The following is a 22,428-nucleotide window of genomic DNA, read 5'->3' on the forward strand; positions in this document are numbered from 1 at the left end:
ATAATATTTCTCACTTCTTATTAGCCCTAAAAGAGTCTACCTATTAACTATATAATTCCTCTCTACCAAATCGTAAATTCCAAATTGGCTCAAAGCGATTAATAATTGCATTTTTAACTTTTTTTGTTTCATCCATATTTTTCATTGGGCAAATTTTAAAGTAAACTTTTCCTTTTGGAAGCGACTCTGTTATCTTCGCATTAACATGACAGTGAGTTGCTGTACCATCTTTATAGCAGCATTTAGGTGAAATATTTCCAATATGCTGATTAAAACGCAGCTTAAAAGAGTTTGCACAAACTCCTGCAAAAACAAGTTCTTCATCTACAGTAATCATATAGAGTCCCGATTTGTTTAGGAGCGACTCATTTCCTTTTACAACAAATTGTGAATAAACTAAATCCCCATAGTTATTCAAAAAAAGTTTATAAACAGGATCTTTATTTTTCTTTAATGTAAATAATACTTCCCCAGCTGGATAATCTAAAAACTGTTTATAGTTAGATTCAAAAATATCCTTTATATTCTTATATCTTGGCTGCAGTAGTAGTTCACGGATAGTTTTTTTGTCAAAATGTGAAAATATATCCTGAATTCCAGTTTTCAAAATATCTAAATCTACACGGTAAAAAGAAAACTCCCTGTCCCCTATCTTTACATACATTCATACTCCCCCTGTATTATTGTAAGTAAATGACTTCGAATAATTGATATTTAAATGTATATTCTACAAAACTATTTAGAATCCTCCATTTTTAGTAATATTGACTAAAGACAATTTTTAGATCTTTAAATTAACAGTATCCGATATATGATTACGTTTCCTAGATTCAATAATCGTAGAAGCTGTAAATAATAAAATTGCAAGCCAAATAATTCCGAAAGATAGAAATTGCGCTTTTGTAAACGGTTCTTTATAAAGTGCAACACCTAAAATTAAAACAATGGTAGGTGTAAAATATTGCATAAACCCGATTAAATACTGAGGAAGCAATTTTGCTCCTTTTGCAAATAATATAAGAGGGTATGCAGTTACAACTCCCCCAAGAATTAATAATATATCGGTTTGCCAATCTAAATGTAAAAATGTCATCTTGTTAGTTGACATAAGATAAATATAATAAACTAAAGCTAATGGCAATGTAAATAATGTTTCAATCGCTAGACCACGGGTTGCATCTATTGTAATTTTCTTTTTTAACACACCGTAAACAGCAAAGCTTAAAGCGATAAGTAATGCAAGCCAAGGAATATTGCCATAGCTAATCGTCAATACTAGCACACCCGCAAAGGCAATAAATACTGAAAATAATTGTACTTTTGATAATTTTTCATTAAAGAAAATCATCCCAAACAATACTGTAATTAGTGGATTAATATAATAACCTAAACTCGCATCTACAACATGATCATGTGATACAGCAAAAATGTACAAGTACCAGTTGCATGATATAACAAATGATGCAGCTAATAACGACCAAAATAACTTTTTATTTGACCACAATGTTTTTAAGTCTTCTATTATCAGCTTTCTTTGTCTAATTAGTAGAACAAAAAGAGTTGTAAAGATAAATGACCAAATAACTCGGCTTATTAATACTTCCATGCTGTCCACGTGCTCCAGCATCTTCCAATAAAGCGGGAACATTCCCCATATTCCATACGCTGCAAAGGCAAAAAGAAGCCCTTTTCGTTCACTATTCATTTGTTACACCTTCTTATAAAAGTTTGCTTAAAGCTACACCCATTATAGTACTGGAAAAATTTGAAGTAAATGCATTTTTCAAATACCTCTCTGAATATTAGAATTATTATAAGTTATTAAGAAACACGTAACCAATAAATGATTACGTGTAGATAAAATTATTCAACAATGCCATTTTGCAATAGATACATTTTATGATATAACCCTTTTTGAGCAAGCAGCTCTTGATGAGTACCACGCTCAACAATTTCTCCAAGATGCAGAACTAAAATTTGGTCAGCATCTTGTATAGTAGATAGGCGGTGTGCGATTGCAATAGTCGTCCGTCCCTTTCTCATCTTTTCTAATGATTGTTGAATTGCAACCTCTGTTTCAGTATCAATAGATGCAGTTGCTTCATCTAATACAAGCACTTTTGGATTTGTTGCAATTGTTCTTGCAAAGGCGATTAATTGTTTTTGCCCGCTTGAAAAAGTAGATCCTCGCTCTGTTACTTTCTGCTCATACTTATTTGGTAATTGTTCGATAAATTCATCTGCTTGGACAAATTGAGCGGCAGCTTGAATATCTTTATCGGTTAAATCCGTATTAAAAAGTGCAATATTTGTTTTGATCGTACCGTAAAAAAGAAACGGATCCTGCAACACTAAGCCTATTTTTTTTCGCAGTACATTTTTGCTATAAGATTTGATTGATTTACCATCAATTAAAATCTCGCCTTGCTCAAACTCGTAAAAACGCATAAGCAAGTTAATAATTGAACTTTTACCACTGCCTGTATGACCGACAAGCGCTACAGTTTCACCAGGATTCACTGTAAAGGAAATATTTTTTAAAACATCCGTTTTGCCGTCATAACTAAATGTCACATTTTTAAACTCAATTAATCCACTTTGTATATCGTCGGTTACATCCATTTGTTTCGGTTCTATCTCTGTTTCATCTAATAATTTGAAAACTCGGGAGGCTGCTACAACAGCCTGTTGATATAGTGCCAGACGCTCCATTACTTGATTAATAGGTTCAAAAAAGCGACTTATATACGTAATAAATACAAAAATAACACCTACCTCAATAGCTGTCTTAAAAGAGGTTATCCCGAAATAAAATAGTATAATGACAACCGCTGTAAAGTAGATTAAATCAATAACGGGTCTCAATAGAATACTATTTAACTTAGTATTATCCATCATTGATATAAAGTGCTCATTATTTATTTCATCAAACTCATCATTAAAGCGCTGTTCTTGGCGAAAAGTTTGTACAATACCCATGCCAGATAATGTTTCTGCTAATTTTGCATTCAATAGGCTTAGTTTTTCTCGCATAGTCATATAAACTACGGAACTATGCTTTCGGTAAAAATGAATAACTAGAAAGATAAGTGGCAGCAATACGAGAGCAAATATTGCAAGCATTGGGTTTAATAAAAACATTGCAACATAAACTCCTATAATGAGAAATGCCGCCTGCACAAAGGAACTTAATACAGAAATAAATAACTCTTTTATTGCTTCTGTATCGTTTGTAGCACGAGATACAATTGTTCCTGCTGGAGTATCATCAAAATAGCGCATCCCTAACTGATGAATCTTTTTAAACACATCAATTCGAAGCTGTTGAATAATTTTTAGTGCGATTTCTTGAAATTTCACCAATTGAAAGTAGGAAAAAATTACATTAAGTAATTGTATTATCAAATAAGATATTGCTAAAAAGAGAATTGACTTTAACTCAAAATGATTAATTGCTAAATGATCATCTAAAAACACTTTAATAATGTATGGTCCTAAAACGTCCCCGATAACTGTAAGGAAAAGTAAAAATAATGCAATTGATACTTCCTTTTTATAAGGTTTTATATAGATTAAAAGCCTTATTATAATTTTTCGTTGTTCTTTATTTGAAAAGGTAGGTTGTTTATTCATTTAGTTCCCCTCCCTTTTCAACTAAATTTTCAAGCTGTTGCAGCTGATACGTTTCATAATACCAGCCTTTTAGTTTCATTAGTTCTTCATGTGTACCTTTTTCGACAACTTCCCCTTCTTGCAGCACTATAATTAAGTTTGCATGCTCAATGGCACTTAGTCGATGTGAAGTTATGATAGTAGTAGCATTAGCTCTAGCTGTCTTTAAAGATTTTAAAATAGCTTCTTCTGTTTTTGCATCTACAGCGGATAATGAATCGTCTAATATAAGTAATTCTGGTTTCATCATTAAAGCTCGTGCAATAGATATTCGCTGCTTTTGTCCTCCAGATAAGGATACACCGCGTTCCCCCACTATTGTTTTATAGCCATTTGCAAATCTTAAAATATCCTCATGTATGTAAGCTAGTTTAGCAGCGTATTCTACATCTTCATAAGCAGCTGTAGGATTTGCAAAAGCGATATTCGTATAAACACTTGATGAAAATAAGAAATGATCTTGTGGCACATAACCAATCGCCTCTCGTAAACATAGCTTTTTATAATCATCGATTTTATGGTCACCAAATTTAATTTCGCCTACGTAACCTTCAAATTCTCGAAGTAATAATTTTAATATTGCTGTTTTGCCGGAACCTGTTTTCCCAGCAATACCCAACGTTTCACCGCGTTTAAGTTCAAAATGGACATTTTTCAATGCAGCTTTTGAACCATCAGGAAATTTAAACTCCTTAACGTGAAAGTAGATATCACCTTCTGGTAGAATATCCAATGCACTATCTTTGTCATCGATATCAACAGGAATAGATAATAATTGTTCAATTCGGTTATACGATGCAGAGCCGCGCTCCATAATGTTAAATAACATGCCAAATGCAAGCATCGGCCAAACGAGTAAGCCTAAGTACGTATTAAAGGCAACCAAGTCCCCAATTGTCATGGATTCTTCATAGATAAACTTTGCCCCGAAGCCAAGACTTAATAAGAAGCTGATCCCGATAATTAAACTAATAGTGGGATCAAATAATGAATCTATACGAGCAACTTTCATATTTTGATCTACGACATCGTTTGAAAGCTTGGTGAAATCTTCAATATCTTCTTCTTGTTGACCAAAAGTTTTAATTACTTTTATCCCTGATATACTCTCTTGTGTTTTATCATTTAAATTAGAAAATGAAGCTTGGGCTTGGTGAAATCTCTCATGCAATAGCTTTCCATAATAATTAGTAGTTACTGCCATGATCGGCATGGGGATTAGCGCGATTAACGTTAGTCTCCAATCTATTGTAAAAGCCATGGCTATAATAACGAACCCACCAGTAGTAATTGAATCAAATAATGTTAGTACTCCAGAACCAGCTGTTTGCTGTACTGCAGAAACATCATTTGTAGCATGTGCCATTAAATCTCCAACACGGTGTTTCTGATAAAAAGATGGGCTCATTTTCGTAAAGTGACGAAAAAGTTTTTCACGGAGAGTTTTAGCAAGATAGTTAGATGATCCAAAAATCATTAAGCGCCAGTAGTAACGCAGAATATACATAACAATTGCAACCACTGCAATTACGACAATCCACTTGATTAATGATTGTAAAGTCAGCTCTTTAAATGCAATTTCATCAATCACATAGCCAATTATTTTTGGAGGAATTAGATTTAAAATTGCCACAAAGGCTAACATAACGAGTCCAATTATATATTCTTTTTTCCTCTCTTTAAAAAACCAATCGAGCTTCCAAAATAGTTTCATAACTTCACCAACTTTCTGTAATCATATAAGGCTTTCACTTTCTTAAATTTTCAGTCATTTAAGCAAGCTTACCCATTTTAGCAAAAATTGAGAAATATAGGAAGTGTAAATATAAGTAATTTAAAAACGGAAAAATCAGTTTGAAGACCATAGCATAGACTATGCAATTGGTAAATTTTAATGTATTCTTATAAATTTCATTAACTACTATAATAGTAAAGAATTAAAACAAAATACATAGAATGGAGTCAACAATGAAAAGCAGATTATTTTTTACAACATGTGCAGTAGCAGCAATCATTGCACCAATTCCAACTGTTGAAGCAGCAACAACAAATTTCACAGATATTCAATCCTATTCTTTAGAAACACAGCAGCATATTGCTAATCTAGTAGAAAAGCAAATTATTAATGGTGTTACACCTACAACTTTTGCTCCAAAAGAGGAAATTACTCGTGGACAAGTAGTAAAAATGCTTGGGCGTTTTTTAGTAAATAGCGGAATTGCAACTGTTCCTAATGATTGGGAAACAACTCAATACTTCATCGACATTTCTCCACAAGCTAAAGATCGTGAATTGTTAAAATATGCCGCGGTTGTGAAATCAACAGGTGTATTTAATGGTAAGCTTGATGGATCATTAGATAGTGCGGGTACAATTTCACGTGAAAACATGGCACTTGTTTTAGATCGTGCAACTCAAGCCATGCGTGGTAAATCTTTAGTAGATATCGCTATTTTTTCAGAAGATAATGTAGTTGATTTATTTGATGCGAAAGAAGAAGCTCAAGAAGCAATCCGTGCTCTTAATGCTTTAGGCATTTCAAATGTGACGGAATTTAATCCAAAAGGCAATGTACAACGTGTTCATTTTGCCACATTTTTATCAAAAGCTATGCAATATATGGCACCAGACTATACTGAGTCTACCATTACATTAAATGCAAGTGAATTAGGTTTTTCAAGCTTCTCTGAGGTAACAAACCTTAATGAAACATCATTAAATATTAATTTTTCAACAACCGAAATTACAATTTCAGGGGATTTTGCTCCTGATGATTTTGATACTTTCTTCGAATGGGTCGACCTTAAAGGCAAAGATCTATTTGGCAATGAACACTTCGTCTCCATTGATTTACAGTTGAATGAAAAATTACAGTTAGAAGTAGCAATTGAAAAAAATACGATTTCAGAGAATTTACCAGCACAAGCATTGCTAATGGATTCCTTTACAAAAGCAACGCTCAAATCAATAAGCGGAAGTCGTGAACCAGTCACTCAAGATTTTGTGAATCGTTCCGTATACTCCGTTAGCAAAAATACGAATACTAATGAAATTATGGAATTGACCCTAACTGGTGTTGTTCAAAATACAGGAAGTAAAACAGTAACTGATACAATTCAATACTATATAGATTTTGCTGGTAATATCGTATTAAATCAATCAGCACAAAACTTTACATTAGATTATCGTTACTATAATACGGTTAGCGGTGACATTTTCTTTAATGATGAAGTTATAAAGGATAGAACATTCTATTATTTACCAGTTCCATCTTACACTTACTGGGATTTTGCTACCTTCCAAAATGATGCAACAATTGATGAAATTTTAGCATTCTATCAAACAGATGGAACAAAGAAAAACTTTGATTTTACCAAAAGTAAGTATGTTTTAATTATCGATGAAAATAAAAATGTGTATGGTACTCTTGATTTATCGGAATACGATGGATTTTTTGAAAAATATACCTTTGAATTACAACCACCAATGGATTTAACAAATAGTGAAATTTATGGATTTGGTGATGTCATCTTAGAAAAACAAAGTAATGGCAAAATTTTAGCAACTGCAGTTGGCTTTGATGTAGTTAATTCGCTAATAGTTATTGTAGATGAAGATGGAAGCGAATATTACTATGAAATTCAACAAACATCTAATGGCTATAAATTAGTTGAAGTCGATGAGGAATTTTATTATTAATAAGTAATCAAATAAAGGTCTATCAAAAAGCGATTATACTTTTTGATAGACCTTTTTCACTTTGTTTATTAAACTTTTAAGGCTGATGGCAAATCATAGCGATACATCTTATGTGCATCCGTACTTCTTTCTAAAACCCTCATTACATCTATATTTGGTTTTGTATAAATGATTGGATAATCTTTTTCGCCAAGTTTTTCATTTGGTTTAAATGGTAAAATTTCCTCTTCTATTGAAAACTCCCCAATAACACCTTTCCGATTCCCTCGAGCATCCAGGCGAATCCAACGATTTAGAGATGGAATAAAAACCGCATTTAGAGCATGTAATGCATATCCGTTCTGATTATTTCCATGAATTAAGAGGCGTTGATAACAAAATCCGGTTGGTATCGTTTGTGATCTTAAGATTGCGGCAAGCAGGTTTGCTTTTGCAAAGCATACCCCTTCCCCATAAATCAAAACATCAGATGCTTTACAAGGAACATATTGACTTTCGATATCTAGCGATTGAGAGATCTCGTCTCTTACATACTCATAAGCTATTCTTACTTTTTCAACATCATCTTGTTCATCAGAAAATAACATTGTCGTTTTTTGTTTAATAGATTCATGTGAAAAGTCAACAACAGGTAGCTCATTTAGATAGTCCCCTAGTTCTATAGATTCTGCAATCAAATTCATATTACCAAACACCTCCAAACATATACATGTTAACTAAATTTGTATTTATTATACATCTAAGAAAAATATAATTACTAGTAGGTAATATTATATTTTGGAAATTTGATAGAAAGGTAATCGAAAAATGTTTAATTAAATCGAACAATGTCTTTCGACTAGTTCTAAAGATATAAACGTTGTGATAAAAATAAAAAAAGACTATCTTTAGTACTAGATAGTCCCTTCTTAATACGTTTATGTTGTCACTTTAAACACTGTTTTAATTTTTTGAATAATACCGCCTGTGCTATAGGTTAATACACTTCGCTTGTAAAATGAAAGGCTTATAACATAGGCAACGACCACAGTTATAAAAAGAATAGATAATGAAATGATTGGCTCAATTGTTGATATATCGGTTGCACCAATTCGCATAGGCATTACCATACCTGAAGTAAAAGGGATATAAGAAAACACTTTGATTAACATTGTGTCGGGATTCCCAATGCCAGATATCATGACGTAAAATCCAACTAACATGACTAAAATGGCCGGAGTCATTACTTGAGAAGCTTCTTCAACCTTTGAAACAAGTGAACCAAAGAGGGCACCCATAATTAAATATAAGAAAATTGTTAGGAGTAAAAATACAATTACATATAATACATAGGAATAGGATATTTCATTTACAAAAGATTTAACTATTTCCCATTTTGCCCCTCCGTCTGTAAATCGCAGGAATCCATATATTACTCCGAAAATAATAGCAAATTGTGTTAAAGCTATTAAAAAAACACCAATTAGTTTTGATTGAAAATGTATGCCAGGTTTAACACTTACAAGCAGCATTTCTAAAGCTCTTGAACCCTTTTCTGATGCAACATCTGTCGTTATCATAGATAAAAACGTCATTAGGAAAAAGTAAATAACGATTCCAACGAAATATGAAGCCCATAAACCTGATTGCTTTTCATCTTCACTTTTCCCATCCGCTAAATCCTCATTTAAATTCGTATTGATAATGATCGGTTCGGTATCCAGTAAATGTTCAGCCTCTTTTGCTGTAATTTCTAATTGCTGTATCCCATAAATTTTCGATGCGTAATCTATAAGTGATGAGATGGTAGATTGATCAGTTAATTTCAATGGTGTATAAGTAATAATATTTGCCTTCAAATTTTTATTTTCTTCAGAAATTTTTACAACGGCATCTAGCTCTTCCTGTTCCAGTTGCTTATAAATATTTTCTGACTCACTTGGATAAGTAAACGCTATATCGTTATTTGACGAAAAAATTGAATCTAATTCAATAGTTGTTTCATTTATAAGAGCTACTTGTAATGCCTCATCGTTAATAAAAATTGATTTTATTTCAGACCAATACATAACAACTGCAATTACTGCAATATATAGTAGAGTCATTAAAATAAAAGATTTTTGACGTAATTTTTGTTTATACAACGATTTGATTAAGATCCACAGTTTATTCATTGTCGCCACCAACTTTATGTTTAAAAATTTCATCAAGCGATAAGTAATCTAAACTAAACTTTTCGATATAGAGGCCATTCGAAACAGCTTCAAAAATTGATTGTGCAAAAGACTCATTTTCTAATTTCAGCACATATTCATCACGCTCTTCCTTAGCCTCTAATACACCTGTCATTTTCTCTAACTTCTCAATGGGGTAATCAGTTCGAATTGTTAATTTTGTTTTTCCATACTGTTTTTTCAGCTCCAACAAACTACCCGAAAATAGAGAAACACCTCGTTTTAATAAACATAAGTGGTCACATAATTCCTCTACATTATCCATTTGGTGACTTGAAAATAAAATAGTCGTTCCACGTTCTTTTAAGAGCAATATTGCATTTTTTAATAAATCACGATTTACTGGATCTAAACCACTAAATGGTTCATCTAATATTAAAAACTTTGGTTTATGAATAAAACTTGCAATTAACTGAACCTTTTGTTGATTTCCCTTTGATAATGTCTCTGCCTTATCGTATCTTTTTTCCTCAATATCGAATCTTTTTATCCAAAAATCAAGTTCACTTTTTAATTCCTTACGATCCATTCCTCTTAGTTCGCCAAAAAATACTAATTGTTCCTCCACCTTCATTTGAGGAAAAATACCTCGTTCCTCAGGTAAATATCCAAGCAAATCACGATTTATTTTTTTAATTGGTGCACCATCCCAAGTAATATTTCCTGAAGTTTGTTCTTGTAAATCAAGAATCATTCGAAAGGTAGTTGTTTTACCTGCACCATTTTGACCAATAAGGCCGAATATTTCACCTTTCCCAATTGAAAAATTCAAATCGTTAACAGCTGTAAAATCTTTATACTTTTTAACAACGTGTTCTAAGGTTAACGTCATTTCCTCTATCTCCCTTCTCACTAATGTAATCTATTTCCAAACATATATATGGAGAACAAGTATTTTGATATGTATATACTGTTATACGGGTAAATTTGCGATAAGTTTCAACATCCTTTATTTTCCTAAAAATAAAAACACCTGTAATTACCATTATGATTCGGTAATTACAGGTCTACTTCCTACTTTATAGTCTTTGAACGATAAGTACGGAAAGGCCTAGCAAATCAGCAGTCGTAAGTGTTTTGTTATTTAATTTATTTAGCCATTCTTTACTAATCGCTTTTTGTGAAACACCTTTCTCTATTATTTCTTTTACTGAATTTTGATCTTTTAAAACTTTATTTAAAACATCGATTAAAGTTGGACTTGAAATTGCTGAATTAATCTTTCCGTTATTAGCAATAAGGCTCAATCCATTTTCACCTTCTTCTGGTCGTGATTGTCCATCAAGTACGTAGTTTATTAGTTGATTAGCGATTGCTTTACAAATTACTTCAAAATACCTTTGATATAAATTAACGTCTGTTACTGAATCCACAAAGCAAACTTCTATTAAAATTGCTGGTTTCAAAGTACGGTTTAAAAAAGCTAAATCGGTTCTTTTTTTAGCTCCCCGATTTCTTAAACCGCTAGCAGAAGAAATTGCCTTACTTATTTTTTCAGCAAGATTTTTATTACTATCGCTTAAATAAAGAACTTCTGTTCCTTTAGCAGAATTTAACCTCTCTCCAGAAGCATTAAAGTGAATACTCACATCCACTTTTCTAGTTGTGCCATTATGTCGAGATATTAAGTAGTTCAAATTTTGTGATTGTGTTCTAGAAGTATTATCTTCTATCTTCGTCACCCCAATTTTTTCACTCTTTAATATTTCCACTATTCGATTTGTTACTTTTCTCGCCTCTCGTACCTCATCTATAATATCTCGAGCACCTGTCCCTATTCCATAGTGTCCCGGGCTTATTGTTATTAAGCTCATTATCCAAACACCTCCATCCCATAAGACTTTTCATATCTATAATTGTTGGAGTGGAATTATAGTTTGCAATATCTTAAGGGTGACTATTTGTATAGTATGCCTAAAACTCTTTCAGAGACGGGCTAATTTATTAAACTATGATAAGTTGCAGTGTTTTCTTACTGTCTCCGATTAAGAAAAGATATGTTTACTTAAACTATATATTTTAAATAATAAAAAGGAGACGTAATTTAATTAAAAATATAATCTATTCCAACTATTAAATAAGTTGCTTTAAATAGTTCTTAATGAAAGCTATTGTATCTGCTATTTCTACTGTGAAAATTTCATTCTTTGTAAAAAAACTATGAACGAGTCCTGCCGCAGTATGTAGATCAACGTTAACACCCGAATCTTTCAATCGTTTAGCATATGCATTTCCTTCATCCCTTAAAACATCATTTTCTGCAACGATAATACATGCCGGTGGTAAGTTGCCTAAGTCAAAAGCTCTTAATGGTGCTGCATAAGGGTGTGTCTTTTCATTTTCATTGTTCAAATAGTATCTTCCAAACCACTCCATATCCTTCTTCTCTAAACCATAGCCAACTTTAAATTGCTCGTATGATTCAGACTCATATGATAAATCCGTCACTGGGTAGAGCAAAACTTGGGAATGAATACTAGGTCCTTGAAGCTCTTTATTGATTAATGTTACGACTGTTGCTAAATTCGCGCCTGCACTATCTCCCATTACGGATATTTTATTTACTAAACCATTAATCATTTGCGCATTCTTATAAGTCCAAAGAAAGGAATCATATGCATCATAAACTGGTATTGGAAATTTGTATTCAGGTGCTAAACGATAGTCGACTGAGACAATAATTGAATTTGTTTCAAATGAAAGTAACTGACAAGATTCATGGCAAGTCTCAATACTATTTAATACCCATCCGCCGCCATGATAATAAACAATAATTGGAAATGGGCCATTGCCAAGTGGAGTATATATACGAATTTTTATTGTTTCTCCATCTCGCATGGAAATAAATTTATCTTCAATACTTTTTAGTTGAACATTACGTTCTAACTGTTTTTTTGAATTAGTCTGTCGTAACCGACGCACTTCTGCGGGTGTCATTGTATGTAATGCAGGTTGTTTATTTACGATATCTAAATATTGCTTTGAAACATTTAATAAATTAGCCATGCTAGCCACAAATCCTTTCTACTTCTAATTCATATAATACCCACCTATTTAGTATGTTTTTATTATAAGTATAAAGATAGGTATTTATCAATAAGAAAGGACTTGTCCAAAGGGAAAAATTTCTAAACTGTCATTTATTATTTTTAATTATTTGTTTTTGTTGGGTAAAACTATAAGTAGGCGGTTGTAAAAATTAAAAAAAACATCCTGTACATAGTTTAATGAACTAAGAAATAATAGGCTTTAATTAATTTGTACTAATACTATTTCTTTTGAAAATACTAGGTGTACAACTAGTTCAAGTGTTTTTTAGTACATATGTTAATAATGCATTAAATAATACAAAGGAGGAGAAATCGTTCATGTTTAATAGACAAATGGGTCGCCGAAGAAAACCGATTTGCTGTCCACCTAATGTTCTTCCAACTCAAGTAGCACCAGCACGCGTTTCACCCACACAAGAAGTAGTAAGAACTAATATTATTAACACAGTTGTACCTCATATCCACCCTGTGCACGTGACAACAGTAAATAGACATATTGCACACAACCAACACTACTTCCCACGTACAAATTCAGTTGTAAACCAGTTTGCTGAAACTCAAATGAATTGTGGTACACCAGAAAATCCTAACCCAAATTGCTTCCCTATTCGTAGAAGATTTTATTAATTTTTTCTAATATAAAAGTAGATTACCTGTGCCTTTAAAGCGGTTAGGTAATCTACTTTTTGTTTATAATCTCTTTAATTTTTCATACTCAAGCTGTAATTTTTCAATTCTTTTTCTACCTTCCTCACGACTTCTAACAGTTTCAGCTTGAATTTGTTTTGTTTCTTCTATGCCAGCCATAATCGTTTGCCAAGTAGTTTCGATTGTTTCAATTTTTATACTTGGGTTTCCTGCAGAACGAGCAATGTTTACGCTATTCGAACGAATGTTTTCAGCATTTCGAATTAGCATTTCATTTGTGCGTTTATCAAGCTCCTCCATCGAATCTGCAACAAGCTTTTGGCGCTGAATTGTTACAGCATGGATAAGCCCTTGTTTAAAAATCGGTATTGTTGTAACAAATGCAGAATTAATTTTCCCAATCAAATGGTTATTCCCTTGCTGAATCATACGAATTTGTGGAGCAGTTTGAAATGAAACCTGTTGAGCCATTTCTAAATCGTAGCGACGCTGTTCCAATAACTCTATTGAGCGGCGTACTGTTTCAAGTTCCATTATTGCTTCCTGATCACCTTCATTAGCTTTATTTTCTAGTTGTATAATTTGTGGTTGAAGCTGTTCAAGTTTTACTTCAATTGCAGCAACATGCTCACTTAAACTTTGGAAATAGTTTAAATTTTGATCATACATTTGTTCAAGCTCGACCGTATTTTGTTTCATCTCTTGTTCGTATTTTTGTATCTCATTGTATATCTTATCAACTTCTTTATTCATTGTGTCATATTTAGATAAAATACGTTCAAGCTGCTCTTTACTTTTATTAAATAAGCGTTTTAAAAAACCTGCTTTTTTCTCTTCTTTAAAATCTTGTGGATCAAAACGATCCATTATTTTATTTAGATTATTAATTAGCGCACTTGATTTTTCCAATTTACTTGTTTTAATTGTTGCCAGCATTCGATCTGAAAAGCTAGAGATAGCTGTTGCTGTCTCGCTGCCAAATTCGAGAACAGCAATTTGGTCTTTTATATCGATTTTTTCAGCTAGTGCTTGTACTTGGGGTTCTTTTTTCAAAGCAAGCTGTCGTTTTTTTATTTGAGACATTTCTTCTTGTGATATAAGTTGTTGTGGTTTAGTTTTGTCAACAAGTTCATTGATATCTTCTCTATTTTTCATATCTAAGTCTTCGAATAATGAGTTTTTGAAGTCAGACATAAGTATCCCCCGCTCCTATTTCAATTATGGGTAAAACCTTTAATACATCTATTTGGGTTAAATTGCGTATTATAAGTATTTTACAAATATTCTTATATAAAACATACGAAATAGGCGATCGAAAAGTTTCATTCATTTAGAATAAGACAGTTTTAAAAAGATTAAAGTGCCTCACCTGAGCCGCCGTCAATATTGATAGCAGAGCCAGAAACATAGCTTGCTGCATCTGATGCTAAAAATGTGATGACATTCGCTGCTTCTTCTGTATCGCCTATACGACCTAGTGGAATCGTCTTACCTACTTCCTTAGAGTATTCTTCCCAACTTTTCTCAGGCATTGCATTTTGCCAGCGCTCTTCGATTTGTCTGCTACGAATAAGACCAATACAAACCGCGTTTACACGAATATTGTATTTACCTAAATCCTTACTCATAGCTTTCGTTAATGCTAGTCCAGCTGAACGACTTACTGTTGTTGGCAAACTTGATTCAGGTGGAGTTTTAGCTATTACTGCCGTTATATTTACGATAGAACCACCTTTTTGCTCTTTCATATAAGGCAATGCAAACTTTGAACAATGAATCGCCCCAAACAATTTTAAGTTTAAGTCAGAATGCCAAAGATCTGTATCAACTTCTTCAAACGAGTTTGCAGAAGAAGTACCTGCATTATTAATCAGTATGTTTAATTTTCCAAAGTGGGCAACCGTTTCTTCGATGATACGGTTACAGTCCTCTTCTTTTGAAACATTTGCGACAATCGTAAAAACCTCAGTTTTAACTTGTTGTTCAATAAGTTGTTTTGCTTCTTGTAGTGTAGTTTCATTCCGTGCAGCAATGGCGATTTTTGTCCCCTCTTTTGCGAGCTGTAACGCTGTATACAAACCAATCCCTTTACTTCCACCAGTTATAATCGCAACCTTATCTTTTAATCCTAATTCCATGTTTTTGTCTCCTTTTTATTAAGTTAAATAAATTATATAAGATAAAGTTTGAATTGTGTGAAATTTCAATCTTTACATTTTAACATTCGACAAAATCAAAAAACACTGTTGGAGTTTTTCCAACAGTGTTTTTAAAGATAAATCTAATTAATAATCTGACTTTTATTTACAGAAGTACGCACCAACAATGATTAAAAGAATGAATAATACAACAAGTAAAACAAATTCGTAGTTAAATTTTCCTGAGTATCCTCCTACTTGATAACATCCATTGTAATGCATGTATTTCCCCCTTTTTTTTACTAATACAATATATGTTAGGCGAATTGCCTTCATAGGGGACAAATGTACAATTTTTATGGTTTTAAATCTTAAATTTAAGCAAAATAAAAATGGATTCCCAAAAGAGAGAATCCATTTTTATTTAATTAATATCCAAAACCATTGTTGTTGAAAAATGCTGTACCAACGATGATTAATAGGATAAATAGAACAACAAGTAATGCGAAGCCATTACGATTGTTGTTGTAACCACCATTGTAATAATCGCCTGCTCCTCCAACATTTGAGTAACCCATTACATATTCCCCCCCTTTCCTCTAAGTTAGTCTATTTTATGTTGAATTTTGAACCATGTATTGGACAAGAATGTAGTTTTATTAAGAAAAATAGTGTGACAAGTTCTATTTATTCAGTTATTTTTTAGTTCCTTTATAATAAATGCGAAGCTTTTTTGTTGAAGGATGATATTCGTTTACTATGAAATTATTTTTATAAAAAAAGAACCTCGAAAGTAAAGGTGTTAATCGTTACTCTTTAATTTTAAATTCATATTTTGTTTCAAATTGATATTTTCCTTCTTGAAAGGTTTTTTCAACAAACGTAATTTCATTGTTCTTATTAATAAGTACGACTGTAGAACATCGGGTTCCATAGTTAGGCATTTTAATAAATATTGGCGATAATAATCTTTCTAGTTCAATACCAACTCCTGTGTCAGGCAAATCCTCATCATTGGCTACTGTTATATCATCAACAATTTTAAATAACTCCTCACACTCTATACGTCCTGGATTTGATTGAAGATATTCATATAACCTCTGTTTCCCTTTAACAACTTTTGGCCAAGATGTATTTAAAGAATAGTTACTTAAACTATGAGTTCCTGGTTGGATTTCATTAATTTCGTCTAATATATTGTTGTAATGCATTAGTTGATTTCCATCACCAACTAATACATTATAGCCCCCATATAGTTCTCTACTGTTTTTTAATTCATCTATAAATTCTTTATTTGAACGAGACTCTGATAAAAACATTCTAACGATTTCTCCGCGAGATTTAGTTCTTTCAGGCAGGCTGGGATCACGAAAGTTAGTTATCGCAGCGAATCTACCTTGTCTCGAAACACCGAGCCAAGTCCCCATTTGCAATAAATCACGTCCTGCTAAAATATTTGGTTCATCATCCCAAAACCCAGCCCTCTTTGTAGGTCGAGCATAGCTTTCATCCCGATTTGCAACTACAATTAATTTATACAATGGATGATCCTGAAAATGAAAATTAATAAGACACATATGTTCTATATCCCCTTATGGCTAAATTTCTCTTAATATAACACTTCTCTCCTCCTGTAAGGAAGAGTACTAAAAAATAAACCAATATTTTAAAGTTGACATACATGCTATTCTTTTCTCCCTTTTAATTTAAATCATCAAATTTTTATAGACTATCTTTTTTGATTTATTTTTTTGTTAAAAAATTCTTCATTTACGTACAAAGAAATTCAAAATATCAAATAATTCATCATTTTGTATAAATTTTAAACCGCTAGTGCGGAAAAGAGTATATAATCAAATATATAGATTATTTTCTTCAAGGAGTGTTCAATGTGAATATAACAAATAATCGTGCTTATAATTTCAATGCAGGTCCTTCTGCGTTGCCACTAGAAGTACTTGAAAAAGCACAAAAAGAATTAGTAAATTTCAACGACACTGGTATGTCAATTATGGAATTAAGCCACCGCAGCAAAGATTATGAGGCGGTTCATAACAATGCGATTTCTCGATTAAAATCATTATTTGCAATTCCAGATAATTATGAAATTGTCTTTTTACAAGGTGGAGCAAGCCTACAATTTACAATGGTGCCAATGAACTTTTTAACTGCCGATAAAACAGCTAGCTATGTATTAACCGGTTCATGGTCTGAAAAGGCGCTAAAAGAAGCGAAATTATTTGGACAAACTGGAGAAGCAGCTAGTACTAAAGAGAATAAATATCGTAATATTCCATCAATAGAAGAGATTAAATTCAACTCTGATGATGCATATGTTCACATCACTTCTAACAACACTATTTACGGTACTCAATGGAAGGAATTTCCGAGCACTGGAGATGTACCATTAGTGGCGGATATGTCTAGCGATATATTTTCTAGACCAGTAGATGTAAGCAAATTCGGAATTATTTATGCTGGTGCACAAAAGAACTTAGGTCCCTCAGGTGTAACAGTTGTTATTATCCGTAAAGATTTACTTGAAAAAGCAAATACTAATATACCGACAATGCTGAAATATACGACTCATGTCGATTCAAATTCTTTATATAACACTCCTCCAACATTCGGTATTTACATGTTAGGCGAAGTTTTAAAATGGATTGAAGAAATAGGCGGACTAGAAGCGATTGAGAAGCATAACGAGGAAAAAGCAAAAGTAATATATGATGTAATTGATAATAGTAATGGTTTTTATACAGGTCATGCTACTGTAGAATCACGCTCATTAATGAATATTACTTTCCGAGTTGCAGATGAAGAATTAGAAAAACAATTCTTAGTTGAAGCAAAAGCTGCTGGATTTGTAGGGTTAAATGGTCACCGTTCTGTTGGTGGATGCCGTGCTTCTACATATAATGCAGTTCCATTCGAAGCATGCCAAGCACTTGCAAACTTCATGTTAGATTTCCAAAGAAAACATCAATAAGAAAAAAATCGACTCACGTTTGAGTCGATTCAGACTGTAGACAAGCTCGAAAATTTTGAGATTATCTACAGTCTTTTTTTACGATTGAATAACTTGTACAAAGCTTGAAGCTGCTATTGATTTTTCAAGAACTACTATACTTATCATTCTTGCATTTTTCTAAGTTTAATTAATTCAATCTCTTTTAAGCAGCGGAAACTGTCTTCTTTTTTATCTTTTTATTTTGAACATAATTCATTACAAAAACCGCAAGTACAATTACAGTACCAATAATATCTGTAATTGGCTCTGGTATTAGCATCAATAGTGCTCCAACTCCAAGCACTATTCGGATAATCATATTTAAATGTGTTGCGAAATATCCTTCAATTGCAGCTCCAATACCTATTACACCAACAATTGAAGTCAACGATACGATGATGATATCTGCTATGGATGCCATCGGGAAATCAACTGCGTTCATTGGAAGACCAGATGGATTAATCATTAGCATTGCAGGTTCATAAACAAATAAATAAGGAACTATGAAGCCTGCTAACGATAATCGAACAGAAATCATACCCGTTTTCATCGGATCTCCCCCTGCAAGTCCTGCGCCAGCAAATGAAGCAAGTGCTACCGGAGGCGTGATATTAGCGAAAATACCAAAGTAAAATACAAATAAATGAGCGACAAGAATTGGAACGCCAAATTCAGCTAGTGATGGCGCTGCCATTGTTGCTGTTATAATATAAGCTGGAATAGATGGAAGACCCATTCCTAAAATAATCGATGCAATCATCGTTAAGAACAAAGTTAAGAATAATGATCCTGCACCAAGATTTGTAATAGCAGCTGTAAGCGTTGAACCAAAGCTTGTTAAGTTTACTACACCAATAATAATCCCTACAACACCACAGGCAACAATTGTTGATAGAGATTGTTTTGTACCATCTTCCAAGGCAGATAAGATATCTTTAAATGACATTCTAGTATTCTTTTTTAACGCTGCAACTACAATAGTTAACACAATTGTATATAAGGCAGAATATGCAACAGGAACACCAGAACCAAGGAATATAACGAGACCAACTAAAGGTATTAGTAAGTGTCCTCCTTCTTTAAATACCTCTTTTACACGAGGCAGATCTGGTTTTGGAATACCTTTTAAGTTTGAGCGACCTGCGCGGAAATGTACTTGCATTAATACCCCTAAGAAAAATAGAACTGCTGGAAGTGCTGCAGCAAGAGCAATGGTACCATAAGAAATACCAGTAGTTTCAGCCATAATAAATGCACTAGCACCCATTACTGGCGGTAAGATTTGTCCACCTATGGAGGAACTTGCTTCAACGGCACCGGCAAAGTTCTTTTCATAACCTATTTTTTTCATTAATGGAATGGTAAATGCACCTGTTCCTACAACGTTTGCTACTGCGGAACCATTAATACTACCCATAAATGCACTTGAAATAACTGCTACTTTAGCCGGACCACCTTGTTGATGTCCCGCAAGCGCTAATGCTAAATCATTGAAAAATTGTCCCATTCCGGATTTCGCTAAAAATGCACCAAATAATATGAATAAGAAGATATATTGTACAGAAGCACCAATAGCTGTTGAGAACAAGCCTTCTGTTTTTAAATATAATTGACCGAAAATATCACCAAGATCGAAGGGGCGAGTCATTAGCATATTTGGAAGCCATGAAACATGGCTAAAAAAAGGATATGAAAGGAAAATAAGTGCTAGAATTGGCAATACCCAACCAGTTACACGTCTTGCGCTTTCAAATACCAAAATGACAGTTAAAATCGCCATAATAATATCGACTGTGTTTGGAATTCCCCCTCTTTCAGTCATAATTGCTTCATATTGGGCGAATAAATATACACATGATAAAATACTAAGTGCAAATAGAATCCAATCATAAAATGGAACTTTTGTTCGATCTTGTTTTTTATATGTTGGATAAATTAAAAAACAAATAGCTAATGCAATGAGTAAATGTACTGTCCTTTGTAATAATGTTGGAAGAGGATTGTATGTTGTATATACATGGAATAAGGAAAATAATATTCCTAATGCAGCAATAAAAATAACAATTGTTTTATTATTAAATTTTCGAACATTAGAATCTGTATCATATTTTTCTAATACTTTTTTAACATTTTCTTCCGAAATTTCATCAACGAAAACTTTCTTTGATTCTATATCTTTTACAACGCTCATAACTTCCCTCCCAATAATAATTCCCATAGATAAATTCGTCTGATTGTGATATGTACAACGTCATAATCATTTGCATAATTATAAATGGGAATTTCACGATCCTCACTAATAATCGTTGTTTCAACATTTTCTGAAACAGTTAAATATAGTTCTGGATAGCGTATGTCCATTTTCATTTTGACAAATCCATCTGTTAGTTCTGTATCTTTAGCTATACTCGGTACACCTGCACCAAATGTTTTAAAGTGGGTTTCCAATAAAAGTATTTCATTCCCTTGTTGTTCATATGTTTCGATCCATTCTTCTTTCTCAACAGAGTGAATCCATTTTAATTGAAACGAATCTTCTAATAAAAAATATGTTCGGTCCTCAAATTCGAACACAAATACAGGAATCTTTATAAAAAAAATGGCAAGGAGTATAAGGACCCCTATACCCCATAACCATCTTTTCTTATTACTTTTGTTCGTCATAGTAACGTTGTGCTCCTGGATGTAAAGGAGCGATTAAACCTTCTTGAGCTTTCTCTAATGTAATTTCTTTTGCAGCTTGGTGAGAGTTTGCTAACTTATCTAAGTTTTCAAAGAATGCTTTCGTTAATTTGTAAACATCGTCTTCGCTTAAATCATTTCTAACAACTAATGCATTTGGAACAGCAGCTGTTTTAATCGGTTCTTCATTTCCGTATGTTCCAGCTGGAATTTCATAAGAGATAAAGTATGGATGTTCTTTTGCAATTTCTTCAACATTTTCAGATTCAATTGACACTAATGTAATTCCAGTTGTTTCAGATAGTTCTAATACAGAAGCGTTTGGTAGACCACTTGTTAAGAATGCCGCGTCAATTGTACCAGCATTTAATCCATCTGCCGCTTCAGCATAACCTAAGTAATCTACTTGAATATCATCATAAGTAATACCATGTCCATTCAATAAAGCGCGGGCGTTTAATTCAACACCTGAGTTTTGGTCACCTACCGCAACACGTTTCCCAACTAAATCTTCTATTGTTTCAATACCAGAATCTTTTTTGGCAATAATTTGAACTACGTTTGGATATAAATTCGCAATCTGCGAAACATTTTCAATTGGCTCTTTAAAACTTTCTTCAGCATTAATTGCTTGTGATAAAGCATCACTCATTACAAATGCCATTTCAATTTTTTCTTGAGACATCAAATTTAAATTTTCTACAGATGCCCCAGTAGTTTGAGTTCTTGAGTTAATACCGAATTCAGTTGAGTAAATTTCCCCCATAGTTGTACCCAGAATATTGTAGGGTCCAGACGCCCCACCAGTAGCAATTGTCACAATATTTGTTTCTAACCCATCCCCTGAACTTTCATTTGAAGTGCTTGGCTCATTTGTAGTGCCAAAATCACCACCACATCCTACTAAAAATACTGATAATGCTATTGATGAAAATAATGCAGATTTTTTCATATATTAGCCCCCCTTGTTTGAATGAAAACGGATACAAAATATGATAAAATAATACCCATTCATCAAAAATTTTACAGTAATGTTAACAAATTGTGAAATTTTTGAGTAACTAAAATATAAGATATATGAAACTGAAAATCAATATTATATTTTAAAAATTAAAACAATTTGAATAATATAAAAGAAATATAATGATAGTATAACACTATTTTTGATAATTATTTTTGAGTTTTAGTTGATTTATATTATTTTTTTAAGTCTAGTAGATTAATGATTTCCCTCGTTTTACTCCAATTTTATAAGAATCACATATACTACATTAGTTTACATAATAATATTATTAAAAATCTGCATTAAAAAAAGA

The 22,428-nt window shown here is 32.7% G+C and carries 20 protein-coding genes; 3 read left to right on the forward strand and 17 right to left on the reverse strand.

The features are described 5' to 3' along the window. Window positions 1-43 precede the first annotated feature (43 nt). The 4 genes from MKY04_RS10900 to MKY04_RS10915 all read right to left on the reverse strand — a co-directional run bounded on the left by MKY04_RS10900 (window position 44) and on the right by MKY04_RS10915 (window position 5,386). Window positions 44-664, reverse strand: a complete 621-nt coding sequence (locus MKY04_RS10900) for a hypothetical protein (RefSeq protein ID WP_126292518.1) — start codon at window positions 662-664, stop codon at window positions 44-46. A gap of 117 nt (window positions 665-781) precedes the next feature. Continuing rightward, complete coding sequence (gene rarD / locus MKY04_RS10905; RefSeq protein WP_126292519.1) at window positions 782-1,705, reverse strand: EamA family transporter RarD; 924 nt, start codon at window positions 1,703-1,705, stop codon at window positions 782-784. Window positions 1,706-1,863: 158 nt separating this feature from the next. Further along, window positions 1,864-3,633 carry an ABC transporter ATP-binding protein gene (locus tag MKY04_RS10910; RefSeq protein ID WP_126292520.1) on the reverse strand — a complete coding sequence of 590 codons (1,770 nt, stop codon included), beginning with the start codon at window positions 3,631-3,633 and terminating at the stop codon, window positions 1,864-1,866. Continuing rightward, window positions 3,626-5,386: an ABC transporter transmembrane domain-containing protein gene (locus tag MKY04_RS10915; protein WP_346234388.1), complete on the reverse strand. Its 1,761-nt coding sequence runs from the start codon at window positions 5,384-5,386 to the stop codon at window positions 3,626-3,628. The genes MKY04_RS10910 and MKY04_RS10915 overlap by 8 nt, the downstream gene beginning before the upstream one ends. Before the next feature lie 254 nt (window positions 5,387-5,640). On the opposite strand from MKY04_RS10915, the gene MKY04_RS10920 reads away from it, so the two are divergent. Beyond that, window positions 5,641-7,371 carry an S-layer homology domain-containing protein gene (locus tag MKY04_RS10920; protein ID WP_185807605.1) on the forward strand — a complete coding sequence of 577 codons (1,731 nt, stop codon included), beginning with the start codon at window positions 5,641-5,643 and terminating at the stop codon, window positions 7,369-7,371. 68 nt (window positions 7,372-7,439) lie between these two features. On the opposite strand, the gene MKY04_RS10925 is transcribed toward MKY04_RS10920, so the two are convergent. From MKY04_RS10925 to MKY04_RS10945, 5 genes are all read right to left on the reverse strand, one after another. Continuing rightward, window positions 7,440-8,054 (reverse strand): transglutaminase-like domain-containing protein, encoded by a 615-nt coding sequence (locus MKY04_RS10925; protein WP_126292523.1) that lies wholly within the window; start codon window positions 8,052-8,054, stop codon window positions 7,440-7,442. Between the two features lie 234 nt (window positions 8,055-8,288). Next, window positions 8,289-9,524 carry an ABC transporter permease gene (locus tag MKY04_RS10930; protein ID WP_126292524.1) on the reverse strand — a complete coding sequence of 412 codons (1,236 nt, stop codon included), beginning with the start codon at window positions 9,522-9,524 and terminating at the stop codon, window positions 8,289-8,291. After that, complete coding sequence (locus MKY04_RS10935; protein WP_126292525.1) at window positions 9,517-10,416, reverse strand: ABC transporter ATP-binding protein; 900 nt, start codon at window positions 10,414-10,416, stop codon at window positions 9,517-9,519. The genes MKY04_RS10930 and MKY04_RS10935 overlap by 8 nt, the downstream gene beginning before the upstream one ends. 187 nt (window positions 10,417-10,603) lie before the next feature. Continuing rightward, on the reverse strand, window positions 10,604-11,398 hold the full coding sequence (locus MKY04_RS10940) for an N-acetylmuramoyl-L-alanine amidase (RefSeq protein WP_346234389.1): 795 nt from the start codon (window positions 11,396-11,398) through the stop codon (window positions 10,604-10,606). A 259-nt stretch (window positions 11,399-11,657) separates the two neighbouring features. Further along, the gene (locus tag MKY04_RS10945) at window positions 11,658-12,590 is read right to left on the reverse strand and encodes an alpha/beta hydrolase (RefSeq protein WP_126292527.1); all 933 of its coding nucleotides are present in this window, start codon (window positions 12,588-12,590) and stop codon (window positions 11,658-11,660) included. Window positions 12,591-12,952: 362 nt separating this feature from the next. Here MKY04_RS10945 and MKY04_RS10950 point away from each other — a divergent pair, with 362 nt between their 5' ends. Next, window positions 12,953-13,261, forward strand: a complete 309-nt coding sequence (locus MKY04_RS10950; RefSeq protein ID WP_126292528.1) for a CotD family spore coat protein — start codon at window positions 12,953-12,955, stop codon at window positions 13,259-13,261. Window positions 13,262-13,324: 63 nt separating this feature from the next. Here the strand turns inward: MKY04_RS10950 and MKY04_RS10955 are convergent, their stop codons facing one another. The 5 genes from MKY04_RS10955 to MKY04_RS10975 form a co-directional block, all read right to left on the reverse strand. After that, window positions 13,325-14,437: a toxic anion resistance protein gene (locus MKY04_RS10955; RefSeq protein ID WP_246020129.1), complete on the reverse strand. Its 1,113-nt coding sequence runs from the start codon at window positions 14,435-14,437 to the stop codon at window positions 13,325-13,327. 200 nt (window positions 14,438-14,637) lie between these two features. Next, window positions 14,638-15,420: an SDR family NAD(P)-dependent oxidoreductase gene (locus MKY04_RS10960; RefSeq protein WP_346234390.1), complete on the reverse strand. Its 783-nt coding sequence runs from the start codon at window positions 15,418-15,420 to the stop codon at window positions 14,638-14,640. 162 nt (window positions 15,421-15,582) lie between these two features. Beyond that, window positions 15,583-15,702 carry a YjcZ family sporulation protein gene (locus tag MKY04_RS10965; RefSeq protein ID WP_126292531.1) on the reverse strand — a complete coding sequence of 40 codons (120 nt, stop codon included), beginning with the start codon at window positions 15,700-15,702 and terminating at the stop codon, window positions 15,583-15,585. A 146-nt stretch (window positions 15,703-15,848) separates the two neighbouring features. Further along, on the reverse strand, window positions 15,849-15,998 hold the full coding sequence (locus tag MKY04_RS10970) for a YjcZ family sporulation protein (RefSeq protein ID WP_126292532.1): 150 nt from the start codon (window positions 15,996-15,998) through the stop codon (window positions 15,849-15,851). Window positions 15,999-16,229: 231 nt separating this feature from the next. Then, a complete protein-coding gene (locus MKY04_RS10975) occupies window positions 16,230-16,997 on the reverse strand; it encodes an NRDE family protein (protein ID WP_126292533.1) in 768 nt (255 codons plus the stop codon). 314 nt (window positions 16,998-17,311) lie between these two features. Here MKY04_RS10975 and serC point away from each other — a divergent pair, with 314 nt between their 5' ends. Beyond that, a complete protein-coding gene (serC, locus tag MKY04_RS10980; RefSeq protein WP_346234391.1) occupies window positions 17,312-18,409 on the forward strand; it encodes a 3-phosphoserine/phosphohydroxythreonine transaminase in 1,098 nt (365 codons plus the stop codon). A gap of 184 nt (window positions 18,410-18,593) precedes the next feature. On the opposite strand, the gene MKY04_RS10985 is transcribed toward serC, so the two are convergent. From MKY04_RS10985 to MKY04_RS10995, 3 genes are read right to left on the reverse strand one after another with little or no spacing between them, the layout of a single operon-like run. Further along, window positions 18,594-20,621: a TRAP transporter permease gene (locus MKY04_RS10985; protein ID WP_126292535.1), complete on the reverse strand. Its 2,028-nt coding sequence runs from the start codon at window positions 20,619-20,621 to the stop codon at window positions 18,594-18,596. Continuing rightward, window positions 20,618-21,094 (reverse strand): DUF1850 domain-containing protein, encoded by a 477-nt coding sequence (locus MKY04_RS10990; protein ID WP_126292536.1) that lies wholly within the window; start codon window positions 21,092-21,094, stop codon window positions 20,618-20,620. Before MKY04_RS10990 ends, MKY04_RS10985 begins: the two co-directional genes overlap by 4 nt. Further along, a complete protein-coding gene (locus tag MKY04_RS10995; protein ID WP_126292537.1) occupies window positions 21,078-22,064 on the reverse strand; it encodes a TAXI family TRAP transporter solute-binding subunit in 987 nt (328 codons plus the stop codon). The genes MKY04_RS10990 and MKY04_RS10995 overlap by 17 nt, the downstream gene beginning before the upstream one ends. Between the last annotated feature and the right edge of the window lie 364 nt (window positions 22,065-22,428).

The organism is Lysinibacillus telephonicus (assembly GCF_039654155.1).
GTDB lineage: Bacteria > Bacillota > Bacilli > Bacillales_A > Planococcaceae > Ureibacillus > Ureibacillus telephonicus.